At 48.3% G+C, this 11,463-nt stretch carries 16 protein-coding genes and 1 riboswitch; of the genes, 11 read left to right on the top strand and 5 right to left on the bottom strand.

Features of this window, described 5'->3' with window-relative positions; genetic code table 11:
• The first annotated feature begins 9 nt into the window (after window positions 1-9).
• The 6 genes from mciZ (at window position 10) to sinI (ending at window position 3,188) form a co-directional block, all read left to right on the top strand.
• The gene (gene mciZ / locus BpJC4_RS02830; protein WP_151679581.1) at window positions 10-138 is read left to right on the top strand and encodes a Z-ring formation inhibitor MciZ; all 129 of its coding nucleotides are present in this window, start codon (window positions 10-12) and stop codon (window positions 136-138) included.
• A gap of 63 nt (window positions 139-201) precedes the next feature.
• Window positions 202-1,116, top strand: a complete 915-nt coding sequence (locus BpJC4_RS02835; protein ID WP_151679523.1) for an aldo/keto reductase — start codon at window positions 202-204, stop codon at window positions 1,114-1,116.
• 272 nt (window positions 1,117-1,388) lie between these two features.
• A riboswitch (cyclic di-GMP riboswitch) is annotated at window positions 1,389-1,472 on the top strand.
• A 28-nt stretch (window positions 1,473-1,500) separates the two neighbouring features.
• A complete protein-coding gene (locus BpJC4_RS02840; protein ID WP_151679524.1) occupies window positions 1,501-1,647 on the top strand; it encodes an anti-repressor SinI family protein in 147 nt (48 codons plus the stop codon).
• 102 nt (window positions 1,648-1,749) lie between these two features.
• A complete protein-coding gene (locus tag BpJC4_RS02845; protein ID WP_151679525.1) occupies window positions 1,750-2,079 on the top strand; it encodes a helix-turn-helix domain-containing protein in 330 nt (109 codons plus the stop codon).
• Window positions 2,080-2,675: 596 nt separating this feature from the next.
• Window positions 2,676-2,927: a helix-turn-helix domain-containing protein gene (locus BpJC4_RS02850; RefSeq protein ID WP_253693353.1), complete on the top strand. Its 252-nt coding sequence runs from the start codon at window positions 2,676-2,678 to the stop codon at window positions 2,925-2,927.
• A gap of 141 nt (window positions 2,928-3,068) precedes the next feature.
• Window positions 3,069-3,188: a DNA-binding anti-repressor SinI gene (sinI, locus tag BpJC4_RS17030; protein ID WP_151679526.1), complete on the top strand. Its 120-nt coding sequence runs from the start codon at window positions 3,069-3,071 to the stop codon at window positions 3,186-3,188.
• Window positions 3,189-3,325: 137 nt separating this feature from the next.
• On the opposite strand, the gene BpJC4_RS02860 is transcribed toward sinI, so the two are convergent.
• Window positions 3,326-3,574: a YqkE family protein gene (locus BpJC4_RS02860; protein ID WP_151679527.1), complete on the bottom strand. Its 249-nt coding sequence runs from the start codon at window positions 3,572-3,574 to the stop codon at window positions 3,326-3,328.
• Window positions 3,575-3,923: 349 nt separating this feature from the next.
• Here BpJC4_RS02860 and BpJC4_RS02865 point away from each other — a divergent pair, with 349 nt between their 5' ends.
• From BpJC4_RS02865 to BpJC4_RS02880, 5 genes are all read left to right on the top strand, one after another.
• Window positions 3,924-4,565 carry a 5-bromo-4-chloroindolyl phosphate hydrolysis family protein gene (locus BpJC4_RS02865; protein ID WP_253693356.1) on the top strand — a complete coding sequence of 214 codons (642 nt, stop codon included), beginning with the start codon at window positions 3,924-3,926 and terminating at the stop codon, window positions 4,563-4,565.
• 4 nt (window positions 4,566-4,569) lie between these two features.
• Window positions 4,570-5,751 carry a toxic anion resistance protein gene (locus BpJC4_RS02870; protein ID WP_151679528.1) on the top strand — a complete coding sequence of 394 codons (1,182 nt, stop codon included), beginning with the start codon at window positions 4,570-4,572 and terminating at the stop codon, window positions 5,749-5,751.
• A gap of 66 nt (window positions 5,752-5,817) precedes the next feature.
• Window positions 5,818-5,946, top strand: a complete 129-nt coding sequence (locus tag BpJC4_RS16805) for a hypothetical protein (RefSeq protein WP_259371264.1) — start codon at window positions 5,818-5,820, stop codon at window positions 5,944-5,946.
• Between the two features lie 118 nt (window positions 5,947-6,064).
• Window positions 6,065-6,988 carry an alpha/beta hydrolase gene (locus tag BpJC4_RS02875; protein WP_151679529.1) on the top strand — a complete coding sequence of 308 codons (924 nt, stop codon included), beginning with the start codon at window positions 6,065-6,067 and terminating at the stop codon, window positions 6,986-6,988.
• 79 nt (window positions 6,989-7,067) lie between these two features.
• Window positions 7,068-8,477 carry a glycoside hydrolase family 18 protein gene (locus BpJC4_RS02880; protein ID WP_151679530.1) on the top strand — a complete coding sequence of 470 codons (1,410 nt, stop codon included), beginning with the start codon at window positions 7,068-7,070 and terminating at the stop codon, window positions 8,475-8,477.
• A gap of 40 nt (window positions 8,478-8,517) precedes the next feature.
• Here the strand turns inward: BpJC4_RS02880 and BpJC4_RS02885 are convergent, their stop codons facing one another.
• The 4 genes from BpJC4_RS02885 to BpJC4_RS02900 all read right to left on the bottom strand — a co-directional run bounded on the left by BpJC4_RS02885 (window position 8,518) and on the right by BpJC4_RS02900 (window position 11,351).
• On the bottom strand, window positions 8,518-8,859 hold the full coding sequence (locus tag BpJC4_RS02885; protein ID WP_151679531.1) for a YolD-like family protein: 342 nt from the start codon (window positions 8,857-8,859) through the stop codon (window positions 8,518-8,520).
• The gene (locus tag BpJC4_RS02890) at window positions 8,856-10,091 is read right to left on the bottom strand and encodes a DNA polymerase IV (RefSeq protein WP_151679532.1); all 1,236 of its coding nucleotides are present in this window, start codon (window positions 10,089-10,091) and stop codon (window positions 8,856-8,858) included. The genes BpJC4_RS02885 and BpJC4_RS02890 overlap by 4 nt, the downstream gene beginning before the upstream one ends.
• 100 nt (window positions 10,092-10,191) lie before the next feature.
• The gene (locus BpJC4_RS02895) at window positions 10,192-10,371 is read right to left on the bottom strand and encodes a hypothetical protein (RefSeq protein WP_151697506.1); all 180 of its coding nucleotides are present in this window, start codon (window positions 10,369-10,371) and stop codon (window positions 10,192-10,194) included.
• Window positions 10,372-10,556: 185 nt separating this feature from the next.
• Window positions 10,557-11,351, bottom strand: coding sequence for an SDR family NAD(P)-dependent oxidoreductase (locus tag BpJC4_RS02900; RefSeq protein ID WP_151697514.1), 795 nt, complete (start codon window positions 11,349-11,351; stop codon window positions 10,557-10,559).
• Window positions 11,352-11,463: the final 112 nt, after the last annotated feature.

Below are 11,463 nucleotides of genomic sequence, written 5' to 3' on the forward strand. Positions count from 1 at the left end.
TGAAAAATGATGACCATTCTTGTCCATCCAAAAGGCATTATTTTGAAAGGAAAGGCTTGGGAAATCCGCGCACAACTGAAAAAATACAGCCGCAAGTACAGCACGGTCGAGGAATGGATTGAAAAAACGTGTTCCTAAACCCAATGTTTGTGTTTTTCCCTCTCGCTTTTATACAATAAAAGAAAAAGGGGGAAGGAAAAAATGGAAAAAAACCGTTTAGGCAATTCCAATTTATATGTATCAAAACTCGGTCTCGGCTGCATGTCGCTCGGCACTGACCCGAAAAGAGCGCGCGCCATTATCGAAACGGCGCTCGAAGAAGGCGTCAACTATTTCGACACGGCCGACCTTTATGACCACGGCACCAACGAAAAATTGGTAGGCGGGGCGCTCAAAAACGTGCGCGGGGAAGTGGTCATCGCGACGAAAGTCGGGAACCGCTGGAATGAAGACGGCAAAGGCTGGCATTGGGACCCGTCCAAAGCATACATAAAAGAATCCGTCAAACAAAGCCTGAAGCGCCTCGGTACGGATTATATCGATTTGTACCAGCTCCACGGCGGAACGATCGAAGACCCGATTGAAGAAACGATTGAAGCGTTTGAAGAGTTAAAAGCAGAAGGCGTGATCCGTTATTACGGCATTTCTTCCATCCGCCCGAATGTCATCCGCGAATACATGAAAAAATCGTCAATCGTAAGTGTGATGATGCAGTACAGCTTATTGGACCGGCGCCCGGAAGAAACGGTCACGGATCTTTTGGAGGAAAACGGGATCAGCATTGTCGCCAGGGGCCCGGTCGCAAAAGGAATTTTAAGCGGGAAAATGATGGAAAAGGTGCCCCGGGACGGGTATCTTGATTACACTTACGAAGAAATCGCCACACTTCTTGAAAAAATCAAAGAAGCGCTGCTTGGCGGCGGACGGACGATGCTCGAGCTCGCCCTCCAATATGACCTCGCCTGCCCTACGGTTGCTTCAGTCGTTGCCGGCGCCAGCTCCCCGGACCAGGTGCGTGCCAATGCCAATGCGGTGAATGCACTGCCTTTAACAGAACGGGAACTCAACCTGCTTCGCGAAATCACAAAGCAAAATGTTTATACCGCACACCGATAACCCTGCACGGCAAAGGATGCGCGCCATTCTTTGCCATCTTATTTATGCCCCCCGCGCAAAAAGCGTCACCTGAATCGTCCGTTTTCGACAATATTTGCGCCAACATTCTGCCCAGATCCCAAAATAATGGCACCCTTTGCCGATATAATAGGGGAAGAAAGGATGAATTTGTCATAACAATTTTTAGATTTTTCGACAAATTCCACCATCACGGATAGAAAAAATGTCTATATTCATAATGAACCGATTGTTCGGATACAAGGATTGGAGAAATCAGAAAAGAGCAAACCTTTTTGAAAAATAGAGGCGCAAAGCCACAGGTCTAAGGCGGAGGCTAAGACGGCTGGGCTGCCTGAAATACATTGTATTTTAGGAGGAATGAGGATGAAGCCTGATGTTCAATATTCCAATAAACAGTTGGATCAGGAATGGGTGCATCTCATCAGCATGGCAAAAAACAAGGGGCTGTCGGTCGCCGAATTCCATTCTTTTTTAAGAAAGAAAAAAGCAAAAGGCAATCATAAAGGCTGACGAACTTAGGAACGATTTTTGGGGGGTTGTGAATTTTTTTGTTCTAGATATGAAACATATTCTTCGTTATATGCTATAATAAAACGGAGGTAGGTGACGTGCATGATTGGCGAACGAATTAAAAGCTACCGCCTGAAAAAAGAACTGTCTTTATCTGAATTGGCTGAAAAAGCAGGCGTGGCAAAATCTTATTTAAGTTCCATTGAACGGAATATCCAAACCAACCCATCCATTCAATTTCTCGAAAAAATTTCCCAGGTGCTCGGGGTGTCTATCGGTGTCTTGCTCCACGACCAAATAGATGAGAAAGAAACAACAGAACTTGATGCCGAGTGGGAACAGCTGGTCATTGAAGCCATGCATTCCGGTGTATCCAAAGAAGAATTTCGGGAATTCCTCGAATATAACAAATGGAAAATGGGGCGAAAGTAAAAGCACAGGCAGTTGCGCAAAAAGCGGCTGCTTTTGCTTTATTTGCCGAGGCGGGCGGTGTTTTTCCGCGCCGGCAATCAAGCAAGGCCGGCCCCCTGCCAGGAACCAATTCTGTTTGCACGTTTGTATCCGGCATTGCTGCCCCTTTTTCTGTGTTATTTTTGCCTGGAGCAGCCTTGTTTACAGCTGTTTTGGCGTTTTCGGTGTTTTGCTTCGCTGTGCTGCTTTGTGACGATTGGTGCGCTTTTTCCACCCCGGATTTCCCGCTTTTCACCTATACCCCTTTCTGTTCCCTCCCTGGATTTTCCAGTAGTCCTTTTTAGAGAACAAATCCATCCTCCTTTTATCTATTTTTTATAATTAAAACAGTGAAAATGTGCATTTTATCAGCGTTTGTTTTAACGATCTGCACAACTTGAATATACGAAAGCACGTTAATTTTGTATAACTTTAAAAAAGTGGTATTTTCTTAATTAAGAACATTTTTTGTTCTTTTTCTCAAATTATTTCATCCGTCCGTACAATTTTGGCATTTTATAAAGAATCGATCGTTTTTTATAATGAACATTAAGGACTTATCAAAAAAGGAGAATACCATGATCGGGAAAAAGATAAAAGAACTCCGCCTGAAAAAAGGCTACTGCTACTCGATTACACACTGGCGGGCCGGCGTGTCGAAATCTTATTTAAGTTATATTGAACGAAACATCCGCAATAACCCTTCCCTTGAGTTTCTCGCAAAAATCGCGCGCCCGCTTGATACAACGGTCGAATATTTGCTGCTTGATGTGCTTGCGGAAAAAACTTGGCGGAAGACACTTTTGACGAGAAGTGGATCGAACTTTTAAGGAAGGTCATTGATGAGGGGATGAAAAAAGAGGATTTCATCAAGATGAAGGAATTTATCAAGTTTAAAAACTGGCAAGATTCAAACAAATAAAATTGGAGGAATTGACTATGGATATTGCGCACAGCCAAAAAAAGAATGGATGCTGCTGTTGAAAGAAGCGAGGGAGATCGGGATTTCCGCTGAAGACATCCGTGCTTTCCTCCGCAGTTCTGCAAAGCAAACACAACCCAAAAAAGAAACCGGGCGGCCAGAACCATGAAAAAAATTACCGCCTTCATTCTGTTTTTTCCGGCATCCTGATGATGTATCGGGAGCGCGCCGGAAGTATATCGTCATGTCCTTGTTGCCGGGGCATAATAAAGCCCCGCATGCACTTTTCAGGCGGGGTCTCGTCAATTATTTAAATTTTCTCCAATCCATATCAGATTCTTCCAGCAGTTCCGCAAACGATTTGTTTTTTTCGCGCCGCTTCCTTTCTGCCCTTCTCCTTTCCGCTTCCGCTTTTTTCTTTTCTTCCTCCTCCACGGTCAATTCCTGCTTCGCTTGTTTCAGCTTCTCAAGCACATCGCTCCCCAGCGCATCCTGCAATCGGAGCTTTTCTTCCTGCTTTTCTTTTTTCAGCTGTGTCTGCCTGTTTTTCGCCATTTTCCGCTGCCTGCAAAACCGCAAATGTGCCCGGATTTACAACGTTTTTCCGACATATGTGCAAGTTTGCAAACAACCTTCACCGCCCTTCCCGTAAATTTCCGTTTTTTTCTATTTTACCATTTCCGGCCGCATTTTTTAACATACCATCTCCTGTACAGTTTTGCAGAAATCAAATGTCCATAAAAAAAATTGTCAAATTAGGCGCCGTTCGGTTTAAAAATCCGCGGAATCTTTGGTATAGTAGCGTTAAAGAAAAGATTTACGTGTTTTTTGAATCTTTTCTTCCCGGCTTTCCGTATTAGACATATGGCCAAATTTATCAAGAAATGTACAGGGGTGTCCAATCATGAAATTTTTTATTGGCGCGGTAATCCGCACGGCCATTACCTTTCCAAGCATACTCCTGCTTTGGATGCTCATTTATTTTGCTTTCGGCCGTTTGTTTTGGCTGTCCCTTCTGCTGTCATTTGCAGGCGGTTTTTTGGTCAACCGCCTCGTGAAGTGGCTTATGGTGAGGAGCTTTCTGAAAGAACAGCAGCTGTCCAGAAAGGATTATTTGTATATCCGTAAAAACTTGAAAGAAGCCGATAGAAAAATCAAGCGGCTGCAAAAAACATTTTTTTCCGTCCGCAGCATCGGTACATTCAAGCTTTTTTATGATATGAATAAAGTGATCCGGAAAATACATGCTTTGGTTAAAAAAGAACCGAAGCGCTTTTACCAGGCGGAATCGTTTTATTTTTACCACCTGGATTCCATGGTGGAACTGGCGGAAAAATACGCCCTGTTAAATGGTCAGCCTGTCAAAAATAAAAAAATGTCCGATCATTTACAGGATACGGAAGAAGCATTAAAGCAATTGGGCCGTGAGACGGAAAAGGATTTGTACCATATGCTTTCGACCGATTTGGACGAGCTCGACTTTGAACTGGCTTACGCGAAACATTCGCTGGAACGCAAATCTCCCTCCGGCATGAAAGGAGTTTGAAAAAATGACAGAAGAAAAACAACCGCTCTGGCAGGAACCGGCTGGAGAAAACCTTGATGACCTGCTTGCCGATCCTTTCGGCAGCCAGGATCCCGGAGACAAGGAAATACGAGAGGTGCAGCCTGCCGGGGGCCGGAAACCTGCACGCCTTGTCGACATGCTTCCGGAAGAAAACCGCGAAAAAGCGTATGAACTGGCAAAACAAATCGACCCTGCAAACCACCAGGCCGTCATTTTATACGGCACACAGGCGCAGTCGAAATTGCTGAATTTTTCGCATGCGATGCTTGACCAGGTACAGAAAAAAGATATCGGGGAAATCGGCGATATTTTAAACGAACTAATGCGCAAACTCGAGCAGGTCAACCCGGAGGAACTTGTGCCCGAAAAGAAAAACTTCTTTTCGCGCATGCTTGGCAAAATTTCCAACTCTGTACAGGAACTGCTGTCGAAATACCAGAAAACGAGCGCCCAGATCGACCGCATCAGCGTGAAGCTCGACCTTTCGAAAAAAACGCTGCTGAAAGATATCCAAATACTCGAGCAGCTGTATGAAAAAAACAAAGATTATTTCCACGCGCTCAATATTTATATTGCGGCCGGTGAACTCAAGCTTGATGAACTGCGCACCAAAACAATTCCCGAGCTGAAGAAAAAAGCGGAAGCAACCGGCGACCAGATGGCTTTCCAGGAAGTAAGCGACATGATCCAGTTTGCCGACCGGTTGGAAAAACGGCTGCACGATCTGAAATTGAGCCGGCAGATCACCATCCAGAGCGCGCCGCAAATTCGCCTCATCCAAAACACAAACCAGACACTGGCAGAGAAAATCCAGTCTTCGATCATGACCGCGATCCCGTTATGGAAAAACCAGATTGCCATCGCATTAACGCTTATCCGCCAGCGCCATGCGGTTGAGGCTCAAAAGCAGGTGGCAAAAACGACAAATGAGCTGCTGCTGCGGAATGCGGAAATGCTGAAGGCCAACACGATTGAAACGGCGCAGGAAAACGAACGCGGCCTTGTGGATCTCGAAACGTTGAAAAAGACGCAGGAAAACTTGATTTCAACGCTCGAAGAAACGCTCCGCATCCAGCAGGAAGGTAGGGCAAGGCGGGTCCAGGTCGAACAGGAACTGGTGACAATGGAAAACGAGCTGAAGCAGAAGCTGATGAATTTAAAATAAGCCGCTTCCGGATAATTGGACCGTTTTTCGGGCATCCTAACCCTATCTGCTTTTCGGGGGATTGGTATGAAAAAACTCGACAAAGGCTATAGCCAAAAAGGGAAACCTTCAGCGGATACACCGAAACAGATGATGGCCGCGGAAGATTTGGAAAAAGCTATCCATCCGGCAAAACGGCAGAACAGCCCGCAATAATACGGCAACCGGCACGGCTCATTTCGCCGCGTCGGTTTTTGTTTGCAATCATTCGGCTTGCGGGCATATAATCGTATAATCGTCTTAAACGTTTATTTTAAGATACGGAGGGATTTTTTTGAAAAAAGTTTTATCTTTTTTGGGCACGGCGGCGCTTTCGGCAGGCGCGCTCGGATTTTATATTTCCGAGCAGGTGATGCATATGCGCAAAAAAGACGAACACCTGATCATTGACCGCGAAGTTGCGGCAAAGCGGCTAGATCTTGAAGCATACGCGTCTCTGCCGAAAGAAGAAGTGTGGATCCTCTCCCCTTTCGGCTATATGCTGAAATCTGTCTGGGTCAAGCCCTACCCCGATTCAAAAAAATTCATGATTTTCTGTCACGGCGTAACAGAAAACAAAATGAATTCGATCAAGTACATGAATGTTTTTCTTAAACGGGGCTTTAATGCCATCCTTTACGACCACAGGCGCCACGGAGAATCCGGTGGCAAATCGACGAGCTACGGCTACTACGAAAAATTTGATTTGAAAGCGGTTGTCGATGCGCTGCTGGCGCGCGAAGGGGAAGACATTTTTTTCGGCATCCACGGCGAATCGATGGGCGCCGCAACGCTTCTTTTGTATGCCGGGCAGCTTTGTGACCGGGCGGATTTTTATATCGCCGACTGCCCGTTTTCCAGTTTTCGCACCCAATTGATCCAGGAGTTTACACACGAGGCAAAGTTGCCTGGAAAATGGTTTTTCCCGCTTGCCGACCTTTTTGTCCGCATCCGCGACGGCTACTCGCTCCGCCATGTTTCACCGATCGATGTGGTCGACCGCATCAGAAAGCCTGTTTTGTTTATCCACAGCGCCAAGGACGATTACATTCTGCCGGAAATGACAAAAGCCCTGTACGAAAAGAAAAGAGGGCCGAAACAGCTGTTTATTGCCGAAAACGGAGCCCATGCCCAGTCATTTAATTTGAACCGGGAACAGTATGAAAAAGCGGTTGATGAATTTTTGGAAAACATTGTCCTCGGAAACCGCAATTTTTAACGCATCCTTCCCGTTTTTCTGAACATCCGCTTATGTCCATGAATATGGTATAGGAGCATGAAATCGGGGAGTGTCGAAGATGGAAATTTATACTGTGCAGCAAGGCGATACGCTTTGGCGGATTGCAAACCGCCTTAATGCGGATCTTGCGCAGCTTTTGGCGGCAAACGGGCTCGGTGGCTCGTCGCCGCTTGTGCCCGGCCAGGCACTTGTTATTCCTGACCGGTTTTTCCAATATATCGTCCAGGAAGGGGACCAGCTCGGAACGATTGCCGCGCGCCTCGGCGTTACGGCCCGGTCCCTGATCGAAGCCAATGTGCTCCGCAATCCCGCCTCACTTTCTCCGGGGCAGGTACTTTATATCCCTTACAGGAACCATACGGTCAGAGCAGGCGAAACATTGTACGGGATTGCCCGGGCTTATGGAGTGAACCCGCAAAGTATTACCCGGGCAAATCAGCTTACAAGCGCATCCCTTGCTGTAAGCCAGGTGCTTCGTATCCCGGCTCCCGCACGGCCGGTAAAAGAAGTCAACGCCTATACAACTTCTTTTGATGTTGCAGGCGCCGGGGAAGTATACAGGCTTGGGCATTATTTTACGTACCTGTCCCCTTTCCGCCATGCTTTCCGGGAAGACGGCAGCCTGACGCCGCTCAATGACCGCCCTGTCATCCAGGCGGCGGAAGCAAACGGTGTCCAGCCACTTTTGATTCTCGCCAATTTTACGGAAAGGGGCTTCAGTTCCGATTTGGCGGCCCGGCTGCTCCGAAACGAACCACTGCAGGGCACGCTGATCAATAATCTTTTAACAGCCATGAGGCAAAAAGGCTACCGCGGCGTAAACTTTGATTTTGAGTATGTGTACCCTGAAGACCGCGACCGTTATACAGCCTTTCTGCAGCGCGCCGTCCGCCGCCTGCGCCCTGAAGGCTTTCTCGTTTCGACCGCGCTCGCGCCGAAAAATTCCGGAACACAGCAAGGGCTGCTTTATGAAGCCCATGATTACGGGGCGCATGGCGCAATCGTCGATTTTATCATCCTCATGACGTATGAATGGGGCTGGGCAGGCGGCAGGCCGTGGGCAATTGCGCCGATCAACGAAGTGAGACATGTCCTGGATTACGCCGTCACCGTTATCCCACCGAATAAAATCATGATGGGGGCGCCGCTTTACGGGCGCGACTGGAAAATCCCGTGGCACCAAGGGACATTTGCGCGCACCATAAGCCCCCAGGAAGCAGTTGCTTTAGCGGCACAATACGGCGCGGAAATCCGCTACCATCCAACGTATCAGTCGCCTTATTTCCGTTACACCGATGAAACCGGCCAGCAGCATGAAGTCTGGTTTGAAGACGCACGCAGCATACGGGCAAAAATCAATTTGTTGAACGAATACGGCCTGCGCGGCATCAGCTACTGGGTGCTCGGCAACCCGTTCCCGCAAAACTGGGTTGTCCAGCAGGCGCTCGTGCAGGCAAGAAAAAGATGAAAGGCGTGGCCGGCAAACGTGGAAAGCTTGCCGGCTTTTTTCATGCCCGTTCCACATCGATAATGGCATCCATTTTTAAAAAAACGGCCTCCCCTGTTTTTTTAAGCAGCTTCAATTCCCTTTCCAGCGGGCGGAAATCTTTTACGGTGCCGGTGATCTCGCGGAACGACCCGTCCTCGAAAAAACGGACCGAAACCGGCGCCTGTATCTCTCGGGCAAGCTTGAGCATCCGGTTGATCTTTTCGAGATGCTGCTCATCCAGTTCAGGTTTTTGCAGTTTTCCCTGCTCCCTTTTCCGTTTTAGAATTGCCTGTTTATGCTCGGGCAAAAACATGCGCGACCCCTCCCAAAGTTTGTTTCCGCGCCGCAAATAATCGTTCATTTATAATGCCCCCCTATCTTTTTGGCGCGTTCCAAAGCCTGGCCGGCATCGAGCAGCGACACCGCCCAGATGATCGACGCGGCCCCGTACTTCTGCTTGATGCGGTCCATCGTATAGCCGATTTTTCTTTGCGCCTCTTTGTTTTCAAACAATTCCAGCTGCCGGGTCTTGTCGCTGCACAGGCGCGACAGCTGCACGCTGATACGGCGCACCGGTTTCCCGTTCCAAAATTCGAGAAACAGCCGGCATGCCGCCCGGTAGACGTCCATCGTCCCGTTTGTCGGCGTCATGAGGGCCGTCTGGCGGTGGAACCCCGTCGGATGCGTATAGTCCGCCCCCTGGCAGCCGACCGAAACGCACCCCCCCATCACGCCTGATATCCGCGCCCTTGAACAAACTTCTTCGCTCAGTTCAAGAAGAATCACTTTAATTTCGCGCTCGAAACTCGCGTAATCGCGCGGCAGTGTCATCGCGTGCCCGATCGCCTTCTGCCCGTCATGCGATTCCCTTGAAACAGGCGAATAATCAATGCCGTTTGCCGTCTCCCACAGCACCTGCCCGTTTATGCCCCATCTTTTCTTTAAAACGGGCAGCGGGAAGCGGGCAAGCGCGCCAATTGTATAAATGCCGAGCCGCTTTAAATGCCGCTCCATCCGGCTTCCGACGCCGAACATCGCGCCGACCGGCAAAGGCCATAAATATTCCTCGATATTATGGTGATTCAGTTCAAAGATGCCGTTTTTATTTTTTTTTGCAAAATTATCGCATGCCATTTTTGCGAGCACTTTATTCGGTCCGATCCCGCAACGGGCGTAAACACCGGTTTCATTCATGATATCCCGCTGGATTTTGGCGGCGATTGCATGCGGCTCCCCGAACAGCCGCCTGCTGCCCGTCACATCCATGAACTGTTCGTCGACCGAATACGGTTCGACCATATCCGTATATCGTTCAAGGATGGCGGTAATTTGCAGAGACACATCCAAATAACGCTGCATGCGCGGCCGGACGATAACCGCATCAGGGCAGAGCTGCTGCGCTTCCCATAAGCGGAGGGCATTTTTGACGCCGCGTTTTTTCGCAAGCGGGCAGCCAGCCAGCACCACCCCGGACCGGCGCGCCGGATCGCCCGACACGATCACGGGCTTATCTTTGTATTCCGGATGGTCGGCCTTTTCAATGCTCGCATAAAATGACTGCATATCAACAAGAAAAATGACACGCTGGCCCAATTTCCACCCCTTCTTCCCTTACTTAGTTAGCGAGAAAGAATCACGAACCTATGTTCTTATTCTATACCCTATTATATTCGAATATACGTTCCCTATCCAATTATTTTTTTGGAAATGCAGCTATTTTTTTCCAGTAAAATTGGTGACCGGAATCCACTTCGGTATCCGGCTGGGGAAAGGAATCTTCTGCAGGAGTACACCCGTCAGAAAAAATATTTTTCTCAACAAATTTCAGACTTTGAAAAAAGAATGCTGCTTTTCTCCCCGTTTTTTTGCCCACGCTGATTTCCCGTATGTTTCCGCTGATTCAGCAAACCAAGGCGGGCGACCGTTGTTAACGCCGCTTTCCGTTGGCAGTCACGGGCTTCATCACGTGGCAATTCAGTTCGAGGGGAGCCCCTGCCGGCAATTTTCGCAGTCATTAAAAAATCCACGGGTGCAAATACCTGTGGATTTTCCTTCCTATCATTTTTTGAAAAACGCATTCCGCCCGAGCCTTTCCACAAACCCGGGAAAAAGTGCATGAATCATGCTTCCCGCATTCATCCATTGCGGGGCATTGATTTCGCGTCGGTTTGTAAACATGGCGCCGGCAATTTTTTCCGCCAGCTTTTCAGGATCGAGCATGAACTTTTCAATATTTTTCCGGTATGTCCCCGATTTGTCGGCAATGTCAAAAAAGTGGGTCGCAATCGGCCCCGGGTTTACGGCGGTCACATAAACACCGAACCGTGACATTTCCATCCGCAGGCTGTTCGTAAACCCGAGCACAGCAAATTTACTTGCGGCATAAACGCTTGATTTCGGCGTCGCCATTTTTGCCGCCTGTGAAGCAATGTTTACGATATGGCCGGCGCGCTTTTGTTGCATATGCGGCGCAACCGCTTTTGTGCAGGCGATCAGCCCGATGACATTGACGTCGAATATGCCCCTGACATCTTCCATCCGGATGTCCTGGACTTCGTCAAATACGCCAAACCCGGCATTGTTGACGAGGATATCAATATTTCCGTGCCGGCTGTAAATCGCATCAAATACGGCGGGGATTTTTTCGTGTTCGGATACATCGAGCCGGATTGCATCGCAAGCAACAGAATAAGCCGCCTCGATCTCTGCCTTGATTTTTTCAAGCTTTTCAAGGCTGCGGGCAAGCAAAACAAGATTGGCCCCGTTTTTTGCGCACGCAAAAGCGATTTTTTCACCAAGCCCGCCGGATGCGCCGGTAATGACAATCGTTTTGTTTCTTATACGTCCGTTCATATTGCCATCTTCCCCAATTTTTCGTATGTATCTTACAATTGTATCGCATGCCGCCTGGAATGTCACTTTCGGAAAGGCCCCTATTTTCTCTGAAAATTCCAAGAATATCCTC

The organism is Weizmannia acidilactici, from assembly GCF_008974185.1.
GTDB classification, from domain to species: Bacteria; Bacillota; Bacilli; order Bacillales; family Bacillaceae_C; genus Weizmannia; species Weizmannia acidilactici.

Excerpts from the sequence above, each read along its gene's own strand:
- mciZ (WP_151679581.1), top strand. The coding sequence starts at position 10 with ATGACCATTCTTGTCCATCCAAAAGGCATTATTTTGAAAGGAAAGGCT.
- BpJC4_RS02835 (WP_151679523.1), top strand. The coding sequence starts at position 202 with ATGGAAAAAAACCGTTTAGGCAATTCCAATTTATATGTATCAAAACTC.
- BpJC4_RS02840 (WP_151679524.1), top strand. The coding sequence starts at position 1,501 with ATGAAGCCTGATGTTCAATATTCCAATAAACAGTTGGATCAGGAATGG.
- BpJC4_RS02845 (WP_151679525.1), top strand. The coding sequence starts at position 1,750 with ATGATTGGCGAACGAATTAAAAGCTACCGCCTGAAAAAAGAACTGTCT.
- BpJC4_RS02850 (WP_253693353.1), top strand. The coding sequence starts at position 2,676 with ATGATCGGGAAAAAGATAAAAGAACTCCGCCTGAAAAAAGGCTACTGC.
- sinI (WP_151679526.1), top strand. The coding sequence starts at position 3,069 with ATGCTGCTGTTGAAAGAAGCGAGGGAGATCGGGATTTCCGCTGAAGAC.
- BpJC4_RS02860 (WP_151679527.1), bottom strand. The coding sequence starts at position 3,574 with ATGGCGAAAAACAGGCAGACACAGCTGAAAAAAGAAAAGCAGGAAGAA.
- BpJC4_RS02865 (WP_253693356.1), top strand. The coding sequence starts at position 3,924 with ATGAAATTTTTTATTGGCGCGGTAATCCGCACGGCCATTACCTTTCCA.
- BpJC4_RS02870 (WP_151679528.1), top strand. The coding sequence starts at position 4,570 with ATGACAGAAGAAAAACAACCGCTCTGGCAGGAACCGGCTGGAGAAAAC.
- BpJC4_RS16805 (WP_259371264.1), top strand. The coding sequence starts at position 5,818 with ATGAAAAAACTCGACAAAGGCTATAGCCAAAAAGGGAAACCTTCAGCG.
- BpJC4_RS02880 (WP_151679530.1), top strand. The coding sequence starts at position 7,068 with ATGGAAATTTATACTGTGCAGCAAGGCGATACGCTTTGGCGGATTGCA.
- BpJC4_RS02885 (WP_151679531.1), bottom strand. The coding sequence starts at position 8,859 with ATGAACGATTATTTGCGGCGCGGAAACAAACTTTGGGAGGGGTCGCGC.
- BpJC4_RS02900 (WP_151697514.1), bottom strand. The coding sequence starts at position 11,351 with ATGAACGGACGTATAAGAAACAAAACGATTGTCATTACCGGCGCATCC.